Genomic DNA, 17,392 nt, shown 5'->3' with positions numbered 1-17,392 from the left:
GGCGCGTGATCGTCCGGATTCGCACCCGGGAAGCACCAACGGAACCACGGAGGTATCCATGTCCTCGAAGCGCCGCCGCAAGAAGAAGGCCCGCCGCAAGAACGGCGCGAACCACGGCAGCCGTCCCCAGTCCTGAGGACGGCGCACGGCGAACGGAGGGCGGCACCGCACGGTGCCGCCCTCCGGCGTGTGCGGAGGGCGGCACGAAAGGGTGCCGGGGATTCTTCTCCGCGGAGGCGGTGGCGGGCGAACGGGCAATCATGAAATCGTTCGGGCCATGGAGATCCTGGGAACCACGCTGCGGATCTGCGTCGAGGACCTGGAGTCCTCGGTCGCGTTCTACGAACGACTCGCGGGCGGCAAGGCCATGCGCTTCGAGCGCGGCGGCGTCTCCGTCGCGGCGATCGGCTGCTTCCTGCTGATGAGCGGTCCGGAGCAGGAGCTCGAGGTGCTCCGCAAGGTCGCGGCGACCATCGCGGTCGAGGACGTCGACGAGGCGTACATGGTCCTGAACGCCTCCGGCGCGCGGGTCGTCGCCGGCCCGGTCCCGACCCCGGCGGGCCGCAACCTCATCGCGATGCACCCGGACGGCTCCGTCTTCGAGTACGCGGACCGCCGCGTCATCGGAGGCTGAACCGCCGTCCCCCGTCAGGCGGCCGTGGTGACTTTCCAGAGGTGGCCGTCCGGATCGCTGAAGTACGCGTAGTAGCCGCCCCATTGGGTGGCCGCGGGCTCCTTGACCACGGTGGCGCCTGCGGCCCGTGCGGCCTGTACGGTCTTGTCCACCTCGTCCCTGGCGTCGGTGATGAAGTGGAGCGAGACACCCCGGAACCCGGCCCCCTCCGGGGGCACGCCGGCGTCGTCGGCCGCAGCCTTCCATTCGTAGAGCGCGAGCATCGGGGACTCCCCTCCCAGACTCAGTCTGACGAAGCCGGGGAGGTCCTGGTCGGTGGTACAGCCGAGGCCCTCCACGTAGAACTTCCTGGCACGGTTCATGTCCTCGACGCCGAGCATGACGGCGTTCATCTGAAGCGGCATGGGACCTCTCCCTCAAAGTCGGTGACCCTCACGCTAGAGGGGCCGACGGCGCGGGTGCTTCTCCATTCCTGACCGGTCCCGGGGCAGGCGGCGGGGCCTACGGAGTGTGGTCGGGGCGCATCCGGAAGTCGTACCGCTCCGGAATCTCCTCGCCCGTCGCCGCCGCCCACAGCTCGCCCAGCGTCTCCGCACCCTCCCGGAGGTCCGCCGCCTCGAAGCCGGCCTCGAAGATGGCGCGCACGCCCGCCATGTCGCCCTCGGCGTGGCGGAGTTGGGCTTCCAGGAGCCGGAAGCGGCCTTCGGCGCGGGTTGCTTCGTACAGGCGGTCCCAGACCGTGCGGGCCGCTTCCGCGCGGTCCGCGGCGAGGAGCGCGGTGATCGCCTCCCGGCCGAGGGCGGCGGTGGCCGCCGTCCAGACGGGGCCGTCGTCGCGGCGCTCCTGGCAGAGGTCGTCGAAGGCCGCCGCGTACCGGTCGGCGGCCCGCTCCGTGTTGCCCTCCGCATGGTCGGCGACGGCGAGGCAGCGCAGCAACGGCCAGCGGGACGGGGCCAGTTCGAGGCCGCGCTCCCAGCTGCGGACGGCCTGGGCCCGGTCGCCCGCGTGCCACTGCGCGATGCCCAGGTGGTACTCGGTGTGCGGCCGCGCGGGCGCGGTCTCCAGCATGTCCCGCCAGTGCGGCGCGACCGGCGTGGGGCCGGGCGGTGCGACCTTGCGCGGCTCGGGGACGGCGCCCGAGTGCAGGAGCTCGAGCCATGGCTCCTGCTCGGGGCCGAGCGTCGACTCGGCGAAGGGTGTGCCGGGCAGCTTGTGGCCGGCCCGCAGCACTTCGAGGGCGCCCCAGCCGGAGCCGACGGCGAGCACTTCGCCGGGCTCGGTGTCGGCGCGGGTCAGCCACGCCTCGTGGGCCGCGTCGACCGCCTCGCGCGGCAGTGCCTCGCCGAGCCGCGCGGCGACCTCGTCCCGCGCGCCCGCCCAGTCGCCGTGCACCCGGTCGGCGGCCGCGGACAGCGGCCCGTACGACTCCAGCCAGCCGATCTCGGACTCCGCGTCGAGGCGTACGTGTTCCAGCTGGGTGCGGGCGAGGCCCGACTGGATCTCCGCGTAGCCGCCGGTGCCGGGTTCGGTGAGCCACTCCTGCCAGCGCCGTCCACCGGTGCCCGTGCCCCAGAGGAAGAGCTTGCGGCCGCGCGGCAGGTCCGTGGAGGTCTGGACGAGTCCGTGCCCGGTGTCGTCGAGCGCGGCGATCCACCGCCGCTCCCCGTCCGGCACGTCGAAGAAGTAGTCGGCGGGGTACTCGCTGCGCAGCGGGTACGTCCGGTCGGCCCCGTCGGACTCCGGCACCGGCACCTTGCGCAGCCCGCCCGGGTACGCGAAGCGCCACGCCTCGTCGGCGGGGGCGAGGACCCGGCGCTCCTCGGGCACCGCGATGTTCGACCACCAGTAGACGAGCGCGGGCCGCTCGTGCGGGTTGCGGACGCGGACGCCGACGTGGAGGAAGTCGGACCCCTCCGGCAGCCACAGGTCCACCTGGAACGGCAGGTCGCGCAGCCGCTCCCACTCCCACAGGCGCAGCATCTCGCCGCCGTCGGGTGCCCGCACGCGGGCCGCGTGCACGGGGGCGCAGGACAGGGTGGTGTGGCCGGTGGCGCCGATGTTCCACTCGATGCCGCCGGAGAACCAGGCGCCGTTGAGGGCGAAGGCGGCGGGCTGCAACACCGGGTTGCGGTAGAGGAGTTCGCGTCCGGTCGGCTTGTGCAGGAGCGAGTGGACGCGGCCGCCGTACCCGGGCAGGACGGTGGCGCGCAGCCGGTCGTTCTCGACGACGAGCACGTCGAGCGGTGTCTCGGTGCGCTCGCGGCCGTACCCGTCCAGGATCCGGGTGGGCAGCGGCGAACTCGGCTGTTCGTACCCGAGTTGCCGCACCATGTCGCGCGGCAGGCCTTCCTTGGCGCGCTCGTCGAGGGTGTGTGCCCGGCGCAGGTGCAGCAGGGGCGGCAGGGGGTTCTCGGGCCCCGGCGCGGCGGCGGGCAGGGTCAGTACGTCGCGTCGCACGGTGGTCTTCACGATCACCATGGAACACGGTCGGCAGGGCGGCGGCCAGAGGCCTTCCGGGCCGGAATCGCGCGGAGGCCGCCGGGCACGTCCCTCCGGCGGTCAGGACGGGTTGAGGGCGGCCACGATCACGTCGGTGAGCAGGTCGCCCGCCTTGCCGTCCGGGTCGAGGTCGGGGTCGTAGATGGTGACGTTGAGTCCGACGCAGCGGTGCGAGGTGACGAACGGCCGCAGCAGTTCGAGGAGTTCGTCGGCGAACAGGCCGCCGGGGTCGGGGCTGTCGACGGCCGGCATCACCGACGGGTCGAGGATGTCGGCGTCCAGGTGGACCCAGAACCCGTCGAGTTCGGGGACTTCCAGGGTCTGGGCCACGGCCCGGGCGATGTTCTCGGCGCCCCACTTCCTGAGCTCGCCGACGGTGGCGTTGGTGATCTCCAGGGTGGTGAACTCGGCGCGGTCCTCGTCCCCGTCGCGCAGCCCGAAGAGGCATACGTCCTCGTCGCGCAGGTAGGGCCGCAGCCCTTCCAGGTCGGTGAGGTCGTCCTGTCCTCGGCCCGTCGCGAGGGCGAGCTCCTCGCCGGCCGCGGCGCCGATCCGGTCGGAGTTGCCGGGGTGCCGGAAGTCGGCGGAGCCGTCGAGGGCCGCGAGTCCGTACCGCCCGATGCGGCGCAGCGCCAGCGTGGCGCCCAGCTGGATGGAGCAGTCCCCGCCGAGGACGACGACGAAGTCCTCGGCGCGCACGTGGTGTTCGATGCGGTCGGCGAGCTTGCGGGTGTAGGAGGCGATGGCCTCCGCGTGGAAGACGCCGTCGCCCTCCTGCCAGTCCCCGCGGTCGTAGCGGGGCGGCACCACGACGCCGCCCTCGAAGGCGGCGAGGCGGCGCAGGAGCCCGCGCTCCCGCAGGGCGCCGGCCAGTTTGTGGCAGCCGGGCACGGTGCCGGGGGCGGGCGGGCGCAGGCCCAGGTTGGAGGGGGCGTCGACGACCACGATATTCCGCATGCCGCCCATCCTCGGCGACGTGGCCCGGCGCTTTCAACACTGCCGTTGCCCCAGGTGTTTTCGACGGTCGCGGCGTGGCTCGAATGCGTGCTTCACGCCATCTCGGCGGTGATGGCCCAGCGTTCGTGGTCGCGCCAGGCCCCGTCGATGAAGAGGAAGTCCGGCGAGAAGCCCTCGAGCCGGAATCCGGCGCGGCGGACCAGCGCGATCGAAGGGGCGTTGCCGGGCTGGATGTTGGCCTCCAGGCGGTGCAGTCCGAGTTCGCCGAAGGCGTGCCTCAGGACGAGTCCGAGCCCCTCGCTCATCAGGCCCCGCCCGGCCGCGTGCGCGAAGGCGCCGTATCCGAGGGCGCCGCTGCGGAAGGCGCCGCGGACGATGTTGTTGATGTTGATGAACCCGCCGATGCCGCCGCTGTCCCGGTCGCACACGAGGAACCCGGCCCTGGCCGGGTCCTCGCCGAGCGGGCGGACGTACTCGCGGTAGGTGTCGTCCGTGCGGGGCGGGAACAGCCAGGGGCGGTGCAGCTCTTGGCTCTCCCGTGCCCGTGCGGTGAATTCGGGGCCGTCCGCGAGGGTGATGCGGCGGATGGCCACGCGCGGGCCTTCGGCGAGCGGGGAGGCATGATCGGACATCCGCTCACGCTACCCGCGGCGCCGCCGCATGAAGTACGCCCCGCACAGGGCGCCGATGATGCCCGTGCCGAGCAGGGCCGTCCACAGGGGCATGGTCACTTCGGGGACGAGGAGGCGGATCTTGGTGCTGCGGGTGTTCTCGAAGATGAAGACGAGGGTGAGGACGGCGAGCGCGGCGACGGTCACCCTGCCGGGCGTCATCAGCCCGCCGCCCGGGCCGCCGCCCTTGGAGCCGCCCGTGGAGGTGTTGGGGCTCATGGTGTGGACCCTTCCGTCGGAGGTACGCCGGCCTCCCCCGCCCCCAGCATGGGCAGCCGGGGAGCGGAGCGCGCGCGGTGGGGTGCCTCCGGGGTGGGGCGGTGGGCCGTACGGGTGACGTCAGTGGCGGACGACCGGCAGGTCGAGGACGCCGGTGTCCCCCGGGGCGCTGGTCACGGTCACCGGCTTGACACCCCTGTTGCCGCCGTACGCACCGTCGCTCGCCGCCACCACGAACTGCAACCGGTGGCCCTTCTCGTAACGGTGCACGATGCCGGGCAGCGACACGGTGAACGGCTTCGTGACGTCCGGCACGCGCACCGGCGCGACGAGGCGGTGGACGAGGGTCTTCTTGCCGTCGGGCGCGACGTCGTACAGCTTGGCGAAGAGGACGAGCTTGTCGGCGGCGTCCCCGGAGTGCTGCACGCGCTCCGTCTTCGGCGAGACGACCTTCAGGGTCGCCTTGGGCGCGCCGACGACGTCCACGGCCTCGGTGAGCGGCTCGGTCGTCCAGTCGAGGTAGGTGCCCTTGGTGTCGTGCGGTGCGGGGTCGGGCAGCCCGATCATGCCTGCGAGCGAGGACTCCGAATGGCTCGTGGGGATCAGCCAGTTGCGGTACTCGCGGCTGCCGCGGGCCACCTTCCGCCGGTTGTCGACGAGCTTGCCGTCGCCGGAGAGGTAGAGCTTGCCGCTGAGCGAGGGGACGTCGGAGGCGGTCGCGTAGGTGTTGTCCGGATCGGCGATCCAGTCGCGGTAGTAGGCGAAGGCGGGCCCGGTGTCGACATCCTTCTCCTGATGGAGGTAGCGGTCGAACCAGGCGAGGATGCGCTTGCCGACGTACGACGTCTCCAAGTTGCCCTGCTCCAGGTTGAGTTCGCCGGACGCGGGGTCGGTGGTGCCGCCGCTGTGCCCCCAGGACTGCCAGATCATCTTGGCCGTGGTGCCCTGCTTCTTGAGCGTCCGGTACGTCGCTTCGGCCTCGTTGAGGTTGAAGAGGCTGTCGGCCTGGCCCTGCACGAGGAGCGTCGGCGCCTTCACCTTGTGCAGGTACGAGACCGGGGAGACCCCGCGCGCGAACTTCTGGAGCGCTTCGGTTTTGTCGGCCGGGTAGCGGCCGGAGTTGAGGGTGCGGATCGTCTCGCAGGCCTTCGTGACGAAGTGCAGGCAGTCGAGGCGGTTGATGCGGGAGGGGTCGAGGCTGGGGACGAGCAGGGGCTGGCCCTCGCCGATGAGGTAGAAGCCGTTCATCCACTGCCACTTGGCGGCGCCGGGGACGCTCCGGTCGGCCGCGTTGTTCGGGTCGAGGGAGTACGCGAGGTCGTTCCAGGTGATCATCGGGACGAGCGCGTCGACCCGGTGGTCCACGGCGGCGGTCGCCAGCTGTACGGCCCCGCCGTAGGAGCCGCCGATCATGCCGACGCGCGGGTCGCCCTCGCCGTCGGAGGTCACGTAGTCGGCCTTCGTGCCGTCGTCTGCGGCCCGCTTCCCGCCGAGGAAGTCGATGAGCCCGGACGCCGCCCTGCCGTCGATCTCCGGGTCGTCCAGCGAGATCAGGCACCCCGACTTGCCGAAGCCGAGGCCGGAGTAGACGAGCGAGACGTAGCCGCGCTCGGCGAAGGCCTTGCCGGTGGCGGCGGTCCCGTCGGACTTGCTGCCGCCGAAGCCGTTGGTGGTGACCACGGCCGGCGCGGGGTGCGCGGCGTCGACGCCGGCGGGCCGGTACAGGTCGGCGTCGACCGTGCAGCTCCTGCCGCCCGCCTGGACGGTGAACTTCAGCGCGGTGACGGTGTACTGGCCCGCGGCGCCCGCCGGGGCGGGGGCGGCGAGCGCGAGCGGCGCGGCGAGCGCCGCCGCGGTGGCGAGGGTCAGGGCACGGCGACGGGACAAGGGGACCTCCACGCTGAGGACGGCCGACGACCGGCGACTACCGGCCGGTAAGCACCGGCCCGAGCCATGCTGTGACACGTGTCATGTAAACGTCAACGCTTGTGACAGCGCTTTCTGCACGGAGATTCCGGTGCATGGAGATTCCGGCGCACGGACACCTAGGGACGTCGAGGCCGCCGCTCTCCCCCGCGGCCGCGCCCGTGTCAGATCAGCGCGGGCTCGTCCAGCGTCAACGTCCCCGCGTCCGCGTCCAGTTCGCCCGCCACCCCGAACGGCACCGTCAGCGCCCCCTCGCAGTGCCCGAACCCGAACTCCTCGGCCACCGGCACGCCGAGCCCGCCGAGCCGGTCCGCGAAGAGCGCCCGCAGCTCGTCACTGATCCCGCACCCCTCCCACGAGCCGAGCGCGATCCCCGCGACACCGTCCAGCCAGCGGGCGCGCAGGAGCTGGGTGAGGATCCGGTCCAGGCGGTACGCCTCCTCGCCGGTGTCCTCGATGAAGAGCAGGCCACCGCGTGCGGAGGCCCGCGCGTCCGGCGTGCCGAGGTCGGCGGCGAGCAGCGACACACAGCCGCCCAGCGTGACGCCCCGGGCCCGGCCGCCGGCCAGGGCCGCCGCGTGCGGGGTCCCGGCCCGGATCACCCGCGTCTCCTCGGGCGCGAAGAGCGTCGTCCGCAGGTGTTCCTGGGCCCGCGCGTGTTTGAGGAAGCCGGTCGTGGCGGTCATCGGCCCGTGCAGGGTGGCGACGCCGAGCCGCGTGGCGAAGGCCTCGTGCAGCGCGGTGGTGTCGCTGTAGCCGAGGAACACCTTGGGCCCGGCGGCCCGGGTCGCCTCCCGCAGCGCCGCCCAGTCGACGAGGTCCACCATCCGCTGGGCGCCGTACCCGCCGCGGGCGCAGAACACGGCCGCCACGGACGGGTCGCACCAGGCCTGCTCCAGGTCGCGGGCGCGGTCGGCGTCCGCCCCCGCCAGATACCAGAACTCCGGGTGACGGGCGCGCACATGGGGCATGACCACGGGGTCCAGGTCCCAGCCGCGCAGGATGTCGAGGCCCGCTTCGAGCTGGTCGTCGGGGACGGGGCCGCTCGGCGCGACGACGGCGACCCGCGCGCCGGGGGTGAGGCGGGCGGGCCGGACGAGAGGTCTCACTTGGCGAGCTCCAGGGTGGGCACGCGGCCCGCGAGGTCGATCCTGAACACCTGCGCGTACAGGGAGAGTTCGGCCTCCAGCGCGCGGACCATGGTGTCGGCGCGGCGGAATCCGTGCCCCTCGCCCTCGAAGGCGATGTAGGCGTGCGGAACGCCGCGGCCCTCCATCCTGGCGAGGAACCGCTCGGACTGGGCGGGCGGGCACACCACGTCGTCGAGGCCCTGGAGCAGCAGGAACGGTGCGGTGATCAGCTCGGCGTGCAGCACCGGCGAGCGCTCCGCGTACCGCGCGGGGACCTCGTCGAGCCGGCCGACGAGGGACTCCAGGTACCGCGATTCGAAGTCGTGGGTCTCCCCCGACGCGAACGCGGCGAGGTCGAGCACGGGGTAGCTGATCGTTCCGCAGGCGTAGACGTCCGTACTGGTCAGGGAGACGGCGGCGGTCCAGCCGCCCGCGCTGCCGCCGCGGATCGCGAGCCGGGCCCGGTCGGCGGTGCCCTCGTCGGCGAGGCCGAGGGCGACGGCCGCGCAGTCCTCGACGTCGGTGATGCCCCACTGCTCGCGCAGCCGGTTCCGGTAGGCGCGCCCGTATCCCGTGGAGCCGCCGTAGTTGACCTCGGCGACGCCGATGCCGCGCGAGGTGAAGTAGGCGATGGCCAGGTCGAGCACGAGGGGCGAGCGGCTGGTGGGGCCGCCGTGCGCCCAGACCACGTAGGGCGGCAGCTCGTCGTCGGGCGCGGTGTGGCCGGGGTGGTGCGGCGGGTAGATGTGCGCGTGGATCTCGCGTCCCGCCGGGCCGTAGAAGGTGCGGATCTGCGGTTCCGGGTAGTACGTGGGGTCCACGGGGTCGTCGTGGGCGGCGCCGACGACGCGGGCGTGGCCGGTACAGGTGTCCAGTTCCACCACTTCGTACGCGCTGCGCGGGCTGGCGGCGACGCCCGCCACGCGCGAGCCGTGCGCGGCGACGGTCGCCGTCCACTCCGTCCAGGGGCCCGCCGCGCCGACGACCTCGCCCGTCTCGGGGTCGAGTATGCCGAGCGTGGTGGCGCCCTTGCCGTGCACGACGGCGATCAGCCCGCTCTCCAGCGGGGCGAACCAGTTCAGGCCGATCTGCCACAGGGGTCCCGCGAACTCCTCCTCGCGGGGGCAGAGCGGCCGGATGCGGGCGGGGGTGCCGGCGGCGTCGGGGTCGGCCCGGTACAGGTTCCACCAGCCGGTGCGGTCGCTGGAGAACAGCAGCCGTCCGTCGTGGGCCCATTCGACCTGCGCGACCGACTCGTCGGGGCCGCCCGCGAAGGTCCGCGCCGCGCCGAAGGTGCCGTCGTCGCGCACGTCGGCGAGCGTCAGCTCCGTGCCGTCCCACGGCATGCGGGGGTGGTCCCACGCGATCCAGGCGGCGTGGGTCCCGTCGGGCGACAGGCGGGGCCCGGTGACGAACCGGTGCCTGCCGTCGGACAGCTCGCGCACGGCGCCCCGGTCCCCGGCCGCCGAACCGTCGAGCGGCACCGCCGCGATGACGCGCCGCACGTCGGTGGGCGCGTCGCCGGTGAACTCCTCAAGGACGCACCAGACTTCGTTCCGGTCCGTGTGGAGCACCGGGTCGGCCCAGCGCAGCCCGCCGCCGGTGTCCGAGACCGGGGTCAGGGGTCTCGGTTCGGCGCCGGGGGCGTCGGGCTCGTACGCGTAGAGGCGCTGGTCGGCGAAGTCGACGAAGACCACCAGGGGCCCGTCGGGGCGTTCGGTGCCGGTCCAGGGGCGGCCGCCGTACTCGACGACGCGGCTGCGCACGTTCCACGGCGCGGGCAGCACCGTGCGCTCCTCGCCGTCGGGCAGCCGCCGCACCAGCGCGCGCCTGCCCGCCTCCGTGGGCCGTGGCTCGGTCCACCAGGTCTCGGCGCCGACGAACCCCACGAACCCCGGAGCGCCGTCGTGGGCGGCGGCGAGCTCGGCGTCGATCGGCGACGGCCATGATCCGTACGGCCGGGTCTGCGTCATGTCCTTCTCTTCCCCCATTTTTCGCTAGGCCGTCCGCAGAAAGCGGTCAAGGACGCGGACGCCGAAGTGCAGCGCGTCGACGGGGACGCACTCGTCCACTCCGTGGAACAACGCCTGGTAGTCGAAGCCCTCCGGTGTCCTCAGCGGCGAGAAGCCGTAGCCGGTGATGCCGAGTCGCGAGAACTGCTTGGCGTCCGTGCCGCCCGACATGCAGTACGGCACCACGTGGCCCTCCGGCGCGAACTCCTCGACGGCCGCCCGCATGCGCGCGTACGTCGGCGAGTCGACCGGCGCCTGCAGCGCCACCTCGCGGTGGTGGAACTCCCAGTCGACGTCAGGGCCGGTGAGCCGGTCAAGCGTGCGGCGGAACTCTTCCTCGCCGCCGGGCAGAAAGCGGCCGTCGACGTACGCCACTGCCTCACCAGGGATCACATTGACCTTGTAACCCGACTGCAGCATCGTCGGGTTGGCGCTGTTGCGGACCGTCGGGGCGACGAGGTCGGCGGTCGGGCCGAGCTTCTCCAGGAAGGCGTCCACGTCGTAGCCGGGCGCCTCGGGGTCGGTCTCCAGGCCGTAGAGCGTGGCCAGTTCGACGAGGGAGGCGCGCACGGTCGGGGTGAGCCGGACCGGCCAGCGGTGCTCGCCGATGCGGGTGATCGCACCGGCCAGCCTGCTCACCGCGTTGGCGTGGTTGACCTTGGAGCCGTGACCCGCCTTGCCGCGCGCGGTGAGCTTGAGCCAGCCGGTGCCGCGCTCGCCCGCCGCGATGGGGTAGATCTGGTTGCCCCGGCCGTCGTGGAAGGTGAAGGCGCCCGACTCGCTGATGCCTTCCGTGCAGCCCTCGAAGAGCGCGGCGTGCTGCTCGGTGAGGAAGCCGGAGCCGTCGGCGGCGCTGGCCTCCTCGTCGGCGGTGAAGGCGATCACGAGGTCGCGGCGGGGCCGCACCCCGGCGCGGGCCCACATCCTGACCACGGACAGGATCATCGCGTCCATGTTCTTCATGTCGATGGCGCCCCGGCCCCACACGACGCCGTCGCGGATCTCCCCGGAGAACGGGTCGACGCTCCAGTCGGCGGCCTCGGCGGGCACCACGTCCAGGTGGCCGTGGACGAGCAGCGCGTCGGCGCCCGGGTCGGTGCCCTCGATGCGGGCGACGACGTTCGTGCGGCCCGGGGTGCGCTCCAGGAGGACCGGCTCCAGGCCCGCGTCGGCGAGGCGCTCGGCGGCGTACTCGGCGGCGGGCCGCTCGCGGCAGTCACCGCCGCCCCGGTTGGTGGTGTCGATGCGGATGAGCTCGGAGGTGAACGTCACGACTTCGTCGAGGGCCCGCGCGTCCACGTGGTCCCCGGGCTCCCGCTCCCGATCCCCGGACGTCGACTCCTGATCCTGCTCCTGCACCAGCTGCTGACTAGCCATACTGCTCCTCCACGGCGGCAGAGGCGATCGTCGTAACCGCCTTGAAGGTACGGATCCCCTCGTACATCGTCTCGCTGTCGTACGCGACCTTGCGCTCCCCCGTACGGCGCACGCCCGGCACCACGGTCGACGCCATGGAGAGGTGCTCGGCGTCGAACTCGACCTCCACGGTGAAAGGACCGCCGACGACCGGCTCGTGGCGTACGGCGAGGGTGGCCGCCTCCTTCGCGGCGGCGCGGATGTCGGCAGCGGTGCGGGCCGGTGTGCGGCAGACCGCCGCGTACCGCGAGACGTGGTCCTTGACGGCGACCTTGAGCGCGCCGGGCGCGTAGCCGAGGGCGTCCTCGCAGGCCAGGTCGTCGCCGGTGACGAGTACGACGGGGACGCCGTACTCGGCGACGACGTGCGAGTTGAGCAGTCCCTCGCTGGCCCGGACGCCGTTGACCCAGACGCCGGTGATCTGGTTGGCGAGGTAGGTGTGGGCGAGGACGCCCTCCATGCCGGCGCCCGCGTGGTAGCCGACGAACGCGATGCCGTCCACGTCGTCGTGCTGCACGCCCTCCACCATGGAGAGCGACTTGTGCCGCCCGGTGAGCATCTCCGCGCGGTCGTCCAGCTCCTCCAGGAGCAGATTGCGCATGGTCCAGTGCGCTTCGTTGATGAGCACCTCGTCGGCGCCGCCGTCGAAGAAACCGAGCACGGCGGCGTTGACGTCCGAGGTGAACATCGCCCGGCACCGCTCCCACTGCGGGGTCCCGGGCAGCACGTCGGCCGGCCAGGTCACGCCGGTGGCGCCCTCCATGTCGGCGCTGATGAGGATCTTCATAACCCTCTCCCCTCCCCTCGGCTCGGAGCACCAAACAGCTCACAGTGCCATACGGCTCACACTGCCATCAGGCGCGCGGCGCGAGTGCGAGGGGGTGGGGACCGGCTGTTCGACCCTTCAGCTCCGCTGTGCGCCGCCGGTGGCGGGCGCATCGTCCCAGGCGAGGGAGGACATCCGCCAGCCCGCCGGGGTCCTGAGGTACTGCGTCGTCTTGTGCCCCGAGCCCTCGAACCACTCGCCGTGGTGGTAGCCGGACTTGCGGTAGCCGCTGAACCGGTGGGCGACCGAGCCGAAGATCTCCGTGCGCGCGGAGACCTCCCACTCCGAGAACTCCGTCAGCGTCCCGTCGGTGAGCATCTTCTGCCGGGGTTCGATGAACGCGTCCACGTCGTAGATCCTCGGTTCGTCCCCGACGTTCGCGATGATCCTTCCCTGCGGGATGAAGACGTCACGGATGACGTCGAGATCCGGCACGCGGCCCCCGGTGTTGGTGAAGGCGCCGATGAACACGTCCATCAGCCGGTCGAGTTCGGCCTGGACGCCGGAGCCGGACGTCTCCCCGGTGGGCGGCCACTCCTCGCGCAGGACCGACCAGACCTCACTGTCCTGGCGCTCTCCCCGGTACGGGTAGCGCCGGCGCAGCACGCCTTCGCGGGTCATGCCGAGCCGCCGCGCGGCCTCGGTGCTGCGGGTGTTGCCCGCCCCCGCCCACCACTCGACCCTGCTCATCCCGCGCTCGCGGAACGCCCAGTCGATCAGCTCCCGGCAGGCCCGGGTCACCAGGCCGCGCCCCTCCGCGGTCCGCTCCAGCCAGCAGCCGATCTCGCACACCCCGGTGTCGGCGTCGAAGCGGGTGAACATGACGCCGCCGACGAGGGTGCCGTCCAGCCAGATGCCGTAGATGCGGCCGCCGTCCGCGGCGAGCCGGTCGGCGTAGCGCTGGAGGGTGGCCGTGGCGGAGTCGAGGTCGGTGCTGAAGGTCGCCCAGGGTATCCACGGGTCGACGGTGGGCCTCGCCCGGTCGATGTGGGCGAGGAACTCCGGTGCCTGCCAGGGCTCCAGCGGGCGGAGCTGGGCCTGGTCGCCGAGCGGCAGAGTGAACACGGGCGGTCTCGCTCTCCTGGTGGGGTGGGGCGCGGTGTGGGCCGGTAGGTGGGCCCGCTGGGTGCGTAACAAGTGTTCGGTACGTAAGGTAGCAGCATGCCGCCCGCACCCGGAGACCGTGAAGCCCGCCGCGAGGACGTCTCGGAGGCGGTGTGGCGGGTCCTCGCCGACAAGGGGTTCGGCGGTCTGACGCTGCGCGCGGTCGCCGCCGCGATGGGCGTATCGACCGGCATGCTCATGCACTACTTCCCGACCAAACGGGCCCTGCTGGTGCACGCCCTCGACCTGCTGGAGAAGCGCACCGCCGAGCGGCCGCGCAGGCCGCGTCCCGCGGCGGGCCTCGCCACCGTGCGCGCCATACTCCTGGACATCCTGCCGCTCACCCCGGGCGACACCGCCCGCAACCGCGTCTGGGTCGGCTCCTGGGATCTCTCCCTCGCCGACGACGAGCTGGCCGCGGAACAGGCCGGCCGCTACGAGCGGCTGCGCGCGACGATCCGCCCGCACCTCGAAGCCGCCCGCGAGCTCGGCGAGCTGCCCGCGACCGCCGACCCGGAGCGACTCACCGCGACGGCCGTGGCCTTCACCCACGGCCTGGTCGTCCAGGCCCTCTTCGACCCCGCCGGGTTCACCGCGGAGTCGCAGACCGCGCTGCTCGACGACTTCCTGGCGTCGATGGCGGCGGCGACGGGCGCCTGACGGCGTCCGGGGCCGGACAGCACCTGTCAGTGGCCTCCACTGTGACTGTGCGTACCGCCCGCACCACCACCGCCGCCGCCCTTGTCGCCGGGCGTGCCCGGCCCGACCGCCCTCCCCACGGCGTACGACGCGGCGAAGACCAGCACCATCAGCACGAGGAACCCGCAGAGCGCGGGCGGTGGCACGAATCTCCGCCGTTGGCGCCGCTCAGCCATCACCGCTCCCGAATCGCGAGAAGGCGCGGACCGGCCGGACCGCACCGCTTCAGGAGTCGGACGAGATCGGCATCGAGTTCCCGAGGTGACCAGATGGCTAGATCCCTGCGCACCATGGCCACCTGGCCAGTCGTTGCGGGCGGAGACGGCAGCACAGGATCGAAGGCATGAAGATTCTCTGGGTATTCGCACATCCTGAGCGGCGCTCGCTGGGCGGCTCCCTGCTGGCCGAGGGGCTGCGCACACTGGAGTCCCTCGGCCATGAGCACCGCACGTCGGATCTGTACGGCATGGGCTGGAAGGCGGTGGTGGACGCCGACGACTTCGGGGGCGCGTCGCGCGAGCGGCTGTTCGTGGGCGCCGAGCAGGAACGCGCGTACACGGAACGGACATTGAGCGAGGACATCGTCCGCGAGCAGGAGAAGATCGCCTGGGCGGACACGCTCGTCTTCCAGTTCCCGCTCTGGTGGTTCGGGCCGCCCGCGATCCTCAAGGGCTGGTTCGACCGCGTGCTCGTCCAGGGCTTCGGCTTCGGCATCAAGGGCCCCGACGGCCGGACCCTGCGGTACGGGGACGGCGGCCTGGCCGGAAAGCGCGCGCTCGTCGTCACGTCGGTCGGCGCCCGCGACTCCGGCTTCGGCCCGCGCGGCATCCACGGCCAGCTGGAACAGGTGCTGTTCCCCTTGCTGCACGGCACGTTCTGGTACACGGGCATGGCCGCGCTCCCGCCGTTCGTCGTGTACGGCGCCGACCGCCTCACGGCCGCCGGCTACGCGCACGGCGCGGCGGAACTCCGCGAGCGCCTGCGCACCCTGCACACCACGGCTCCGCTGCCCTACCGCCCCGAGGCAGGCGGCGCCTACGACGAGGACCTGGTGCTGCGGCCGGAGTTCGCGCCGGGCACGTCCGGGGTGGGCGTGCACCGTTGAGCCCGCGTACGGGCGGGCGGGCCGGACGGACCCGGCTCGTGCCATCGGGTGCCGGTATACCCGTCGCCAGTACAGTCGTGCCATGACGGACTCCGGCCCTCTGCGCGGGCCCGATGCCCGCCCGGGAACCCGCCCTCCCGTCCTGACACACCCCACGCCGGCGGTCCGGGACGTCGGACGGTCCCGGGCCGCCGCGGCTCAGCCCAGCGCGTCCAGCACGGCAGTGACATAGGCATCCAGCCGCCCCTCCACCACCGACGTCGTCAGCTCGGGTCTCCCCGCCTCCTGCCAGAGCCGTGCCAGCACCCCGACTTCTTCCGAAGCCGCCAGCCCGTCCCGTACCTGCCAGTACAGCCGCTCGCTCGCGGCCGCGGCCAGCACGCCGCCGGCCTCCTCGTACGCCTCGGTGAAGCGCAGACCCCACGCCGGGCCGTGCAGCAGCGCGAGATTGGTGGAGCAGTGCGCCACATCGAGGTCCGCCGGGCCCCAGGAGGTCGCCGCCCAGTCGACGACGCCGGTGATGCGAGTGCCTGCCGGCCCCGAGGGCACCGCGTCGAACAGCACGTTGCCGGGCTGGAAGTCCCGGTGCAGGAAGCGCCCTTCGTAGGGCGGCGCGGGCTTACGGATCACATCGAGCGCCGCGGCCCATGCCGCCGCGTCGGCGCCCTTCGGCACCACGACGGTCTCGGCGGTCGTCAGCGCCTCGTATTTCCGGGGCCGTTCGGCGGGGCGCAGCGCGTGGATCGCCACGAGTTGGCGGGCCAGCAGTGGGACGCGTGTCTCCAGCCCCTCGTCGGTGAGGACGGTACGGCCCGCCAGATGTGTCATGAGGAGCGTCGGATACTCGCAGTGCGCGGCGGCCGGATCGACCGCGACCAGTCCAGGGGCCGGTACGCCGGTCCCCGTGAGCAGGGTCAGGGCGCCGGCCTCCCTGTCCAGCGAGTCCTCGGCGCGCTCCATGTAGTACGGGTCGACGAAGGACCGCAGCACCAGATCGTGGGTGCTTCCGTCCCGCGTGCCGATGGTCAGTCTCCGTATTTCGGCGGTGATGCCGCCGTGCAACGCCTCGACGCGGACGATCCGTTCGCCGACAGCCAGGTGCCGGTTCACCCAAGCCAGCGTCAACGGGCGGAGAGCCGCCTCAGGGCGGCTCACAGGACGTCGGCGAGCGTCAGAGCCAGCGCCAAGAGACCGAAGGACACCGGTGTCACCACGAAGGCGGACAGCAGTGGCAGCCAGCCGATGAGCCCCTCGCGGATCTTGCGGCCGGCCCGGAAGCGGCTGTTCGGGCGGGCCAACTCCTTGTGCAGGTCCAGGCGTTCGGCGGCACGGTCCGACACGACCACGCCCGCCCCGGGAGGTCGCATCATGAGCGCGCGGCGGACGTGCGCGTCGACGGTGGCGTCGCCGCCCTTCAGCTTGTTCAGGATGACCCGCACCCCGTGTGCGTCCGTCAGGATCAGCCGGTCGTCCATCCGGGTCTCGCCGGGCACTTCGAGGCGGCCGACCTTGGTGAGCCGGCGCAGGTCGACGGTGCGCCGCCCGGTGAGGGTGCGGGCGGAGAGGAGGTCACCGTCGTGCAGGCGGGAGTGCCAGCCCATGGGGGCATAGGCCGCCACCATGACGCTGATCAACAGCGAGCCGATGTTCAGGAGGAGGAACGCGTCGGAGATCGTCCCCGCCCGGACCAGGGCCACGGGGACCGCGAACATGGCGACGGGGATCAGCAGGACGGTGATGTCGGTGACCAGCCGGGCGGTGCGTCCCTGGCCGGCGCATGCCGTGGTGCTCTCGGTGGAGTCGGGGGTGAGCCCGCGGGCGTTGGTCGTCACGGGCGTGACGCTATCGCGCCCGGCGGGACGTTCGGCGGGGAGGGCGGGACGTTTGGCGGGGAGGGCGGGGCGGGGCCGGTTGTCAGTATGTCCAGGATCAGTCTGTCCAGGTTTCCGGCCCGCCGCCGCGCCACTCGATGAGGGCCGAGCGTACGACGTCCATCTCGTCGAACGACTGGAGGCCCGCCTCCTGCATGAACGCCGCCACGTCCCCGAGGCTGTACGCACGGCCGGAGATCTGTCCGTCGACACGCACGCGTCGGCCGCCTTCTTCATCGGGCGGGTATACGACGACAGGGCGATCGGTAGCCATGCGTCCAGGGTGCGGTGGACGGGGCCGGTCCGCAGCCCGACCGGCGCCG

Annotated in this window: 19 protein-coding genes; 4 read left to right on the top strand and 15 right to left on the bottom strand. The window is 72.6% G+C overall.

The window, feature by feature from the left end:
* Positions 1 to 58: 58 nt before the first annotated feature.
* Together ACI2L3_RS20505 and ACI2L3_RS20500 are read left to right on the top strand one after the other, a co-directional pair.
* Complete coding sequence (locus tag ACI2L3_RS20505; protein WP_370443954.1) at positions 59 to 136, top strand: 50S ribosomal protein bL37; 78 nt, start codon at positions 59 to 61, stop codon at positions 134 to 136.
* Positions 137 to 277: 141 nt separating this feature from the next.
* Positions 278 to 634 (top strand): VOC family protein, encoded by a 357-nt coding sequence (locus tag ACI2L3_RS20500; protein ID WP_404753784.1) that lies wholly within the window; start codon positions 278 to 280, stop codon positions 632 to 634.
* 14 nt (positions 635 to 648) lie between these two features.
* Here ACI2L3_RS20500 and ACI2L3_RS20495 read toward each other — a convergent pair whose 3' ends face one another.
* The 11 genes from ACI2L3_RS20495 to ACI2L3_RS20445 all read right to left on the bottom strand — a co-directional run bounded on the left by ACI2L3_RS20495 (position 649) and on the right by ACI2L3_RS20445 (position 13,355).
* Positions 649 to 1,038, bottom strand: coding sequence for a VOC family protein (locus tag ACI2L3_RS20495; protein WP_404753783.1), 390 nt, complete (start codon positions 1,036 to 1,038; stop codon positions 649 to 651).
* 97 nt (positions 1,039 to 1,135) lie between these two features.
* Positions 1,136 to 3,112: a DUF5107 domain-containing protein gene (locus ACI2L3_RS20490; RefSeq protein ID WP_404753782.1), complete on the bottom strand. Its 1,977-nt coding sequence runs from the start codon at positions 3,110 to 3,112 to the stop codon at positions 1,136 to 1,138.
* A gap of 81 nt (positions 3,113 to 3,193) precedes the next feature.
* Entirely contained in the window at positions 3,194 to 4,090 is an 897-nt protein-coding gene (locus tag ACI2L3_RS20485) for an arginase family protein (RefSeq protein WP_404753781.1), read from the bottom strand.
* 92 nt (positions 4,091 to 4,182) lie between these two features.
* Positions 4,183 to 4,722 carry a GNAT family N-acetyltransferase gene (locus tag ACI2L3_RS20480; RefSeq protein WP_404753780.1) on the bottom strand — a complete coding sequence of 180 codons (540 nt, stop codon included), beginning with the start codon at positions 4,720 to 4,722 and terminating at the stop codon, positions 4,183 to 4,185.
* A 9-nt stretch (positions 4,723 to 4,731) separates the two neighbouring features.
* A complete protein-coding gene (locus tag ACI2L3_RS20475) occupies positions 4,732 to 4,980 on the bottom strand; it encodes a DUF1049 domain-containing protein (protein ID WP_404753779.1) in 249 nt (82 codons plus the stop codon).
* Positions 4,981 to 5,100: 120 nt separating this feature from the next.
* Positions 5,101 to 6,867, bottom strand: a complete 1,767-nt coding sequence (locus ACI2L3_RS20470; protein WP_404753778.1) for a CocE/NonD family hydrolase — start codon at positions 6,865 to 6,867, stop codon at positions 5,101 to 5,103.
* A gap of 203 nt (positions 6,868 to 7,070) precedes the next feature.
* Complete coding sequence (locus ACI2L3_RS20465; protein WP_404753777.1) at positions 7,071 to 8,015, bottom strand: LD-carboxypeptidase; 945 nt, start codon at positions 8,013 to 8,015, stop codon at positions 7,071 to 7,073.
* Positions 8,012 to 10,009, bottom strand: a complete 1,998-nt coding sequence (locus ACI2L3_RS20460) for a prolyl oligopeptidase family serine peptidase (protein WP_404753776.1) — start codon at positions 10,007 to 10,009, stop codon at positions 8,012 to 8,014. The genes ACI2L3_RS20465 and ACI2L3_RS20460 overlap by 4 nt, the downstream gene beginning before the upstream one ends.
* 24 nt (positions 10,010 to 10,033) lie before the next feature.
* A complete protein-coding gene (locus ACI2L3_RS20455; protein ID WP_404753775.1) occupies positions 10,034 to 11,425 on the bottom strand; it encodes a M20/M25/M40 family metallo-hydrolase in 1,392 nt (463 codons plus the stop codon).
* Positions 11,418 to 12,251 (bottom strand): M55 family metallopeptidase, encoded by an 834-nt coding sequence (locus ACI2L3_RS20450; protein WP_404753774.1) that lies wholly within the window; start codon positions 12,249 to 12,251, stop codon positions 11,418 to 11,420. Before ACI2L3_RS20450 ends, ACI2L3_RS20455 begins: the two co-directional genes overlap by 8 nt.
* Before the next feature lie 117 nt (positions 12,252 to 12,368).
* Positions 12,369 to 13,355: a GNAT family N-acetyltransferase gene (locus ACI2L3_RS20445; RefSeq protein ID WP_404753773.1), complete on the bottom strand. Its 987-nt coding sequence runs from the start codon at positions 13,353 to 13,355 to the stop codon at positions 12,369 to 12,371.
* 96 nt (positions 13,356 to 13,451) lie between these two features.
* On the opposite strand from ACI2L3_RS20445, the gene ACI2L3_RS20440 reads away from it, so the two are divergent.
* Positions 13,452 to 14,054 (top strand): TetR/AcrR family transcriptional regulator, encoded by a 603-nt coding sequence (locus ACI2L3_RS20440; RefSeq protein WP_404753772.1) that lies wholly within the window; start codon positions 13,452 to 13,454, stop codon positions 14,052 to 14,054.
* Between the two features lie 26 nt (positions 14,055 to 14,080).
* Here ACI2L3_RS20440 and ACI2L3_RS20435 read toward each other — a convergent pair whose 3' ends face one another.
* Entirely contained in the window at positions 14,081 to 14,269 is a 189-nt protein-coding gene (locus ACI2L3_RS20435; RefSeq protein WP_404753771.1) for a hypothetical protein, read from the bottom strand.
* Positions 14,270 to 14,436: 167 nt separating this feature from the next.
* Between ACI2L3_RS20435 and ACI2L3_RS20430 the strand changes: the two genes are divergently transcribed.
* A complete protein-coding gene (locus ACI2L3_RS20430) occupies positions 14,437 to 15,198 on the top strand; it encodes an NAD(P)H-dependent oxidoreductase (RefSeq protein WP_404753770.1) in 762 nt (253 codons plus the stop codon).
* A gap of 198 nt (positions 15,199 to 15,396) precedes the next feature.
* Here the strand turns inward: ACI2L3_RS20430 and ACI2L3_RS20425 are convergent, their stop codons facing one another.
* The 3 genes from ACI2L3_RS20425 to ACI2L3_RS20415 form a co-directional block, all read right to left on the bottom strand.
* The gene (locus ACI2L3_RS20425) at positions 15,397 to 16,308 is read right to left on the bottom strand and encodes a phosphotransferase family protein (RefSeq protein WP_404753769.1); all 912 of its coding nucleotides are present in this window, start codon (positions 16,306 to 16,308) and stop codon (positions 15,397 to 15,399) included.
* A 41-nt stretch (positions 16,309 to 16,349) separates the two neighbouring features.
* Positions 16,350 to 17,030 carry a hypothetical protein gene (locus ACI2L3_RS20420; protein ID WP_404753768.1) on the bottom strand — a complete coding sequence of 227 codons (681 nt, stop codon included), beginning with the start codon at positions 17,028 to 17,030 and terminating at the stop codon, positions 16,350 to 16,352.
* A 97-nt stretch (positions 17,031 to 17,127) separates the two neighbouring features.
* On the bottom strand, positions 17,128 to 17,343 hold the full coding sequence (locus tag ACI2L3_RS20415) for a hypothetical protein (protein ID WP_404753767.1): 216 nt from the start codon (positions 17,341 to 17,343) through the stop codon (positions 17,128 to 17,130).
* Positions 17,344 to 17,392: the final 49 nt, after the last annotated feature.

The sequence above is a fragment of the Streptomyces sp. NPDC029674 genome (assembly GCF_044903205.1).
Lineage (GTDB): Bacteria > Actinomycetota > Actinomycetes > Streptomycetales > Streptomycetaceae > Streptomyces.
Note: the sequence above shows the minus strand (reverse complement) of the source record. Positions and strands in the feature narration are given on the sequence as shown.

Excerpts from the sequence above, each read along its gene's own strand:
- ACI2L3_RS20430 (WP_404753770.1), top strand. The coding sequence starts at position 14,437 with ATGAAGATTCTCTGGGTATTCGCACATCCTGAGCGGCGCTCGCTGGGC.
- ACI2L3_RS20440 (WP_404753772.1), top strand. The coding sequence starts at position 13,452 with ATGCCGCCCGCACCCGGAGACCGTGAAGCCCGCCGCGAGGACGTCTCG.
- ACI2L3_RS20505 (WP_370443954.1), top strand. The coding sequence starts at position 59 with ATGTCCTCGAAGCGCCGCCGCAAGAAGAAGGCCCGCCGCAAGAACGGC.
- ACI2L3_RS20455 (WP_404753775.1), bottom strand. The coding sequence starts at position 11,425 with ATGGCTAGTCAGCAGCTGGTGCAGGAGCAGGATCAGGAGTCGACGTCC.
- ACI2L3_RS20415 (WP_404753767.1), bottom strand. The coding sequence starts at position 17,343 with ATGGCTACCGATCGCCCTGTCGTCGTATACCCGCCCGATGAAGAAGGC.
- ACI2L3_RS20460 (WP_404753776.1), bottom strand. The coding sequence starts at position 10,009 with ATGACGCAGACCCGGCCGTACGGATCATGGCCGTCGCCGATCGACGCC.
- ACI2L3_RS20495 (WP_404753783.1), bottom strand. The coding sequence starts at position 1,038 with ATGCCGCTTCAGATGAACGCCGTCATGCTCGGCGTCGAGGACATGAAC.
- ACI2L3_RS20435 (WP_404753771.1), bottom strand. The coding sequence starts at position 14,269 with ATGGCTGAGCGGCGCCAACGGCGGAGATTCGTGCCACCGCCCGCGCTC.
- ACI2L3_RS20450 (WP_404753774.1), bottom strand. The coding sequence starts at position 12,251 with ATGAAGATCCTCATCAGCGCCGACATGGAGGGCGCCACCGGCGTGACC.
- ACI2L3_RS20480 (WP_404753780.1), bottom strand. The coding sequence starts at position 4,722 with ATGTCCGATCATGCCTCCCCGCTCGCCGAAGGCCCGCGCGTGGCCATC.
- ACI2L3_RS20485 (WP_404753781.1), bottom strand. The coding sequence starts at position 4,090 with ATGCGGAATATCGTGGTCGTCGACGCCCCCTCCAACCTGGGCCTGCGC.
- ACI2L3_RS20500 (WP_404753784.1), top strand. The coding sequence starts at position 278 with ATGGAGATCCTGGGAACCACGCTGCGGATCTGCGTCGAGGACCTGGAG.
- ACI2L3_RS20475 (WP_404753779.1), bottom strand. The coding sequence starts at position 4,980 with ATGAGCCCCAACACCTCCACGGGCGGCTCCAAGGGCGGCGGCCCGGGC.
- ACI2L3_RS20490 (WP_404753782.1), bottom strand. The coding sequence starts at position 3,112 with ATGGTGATCGTGAAGACCACCGTGCGACGCGACGTACTGACCCTGCCC.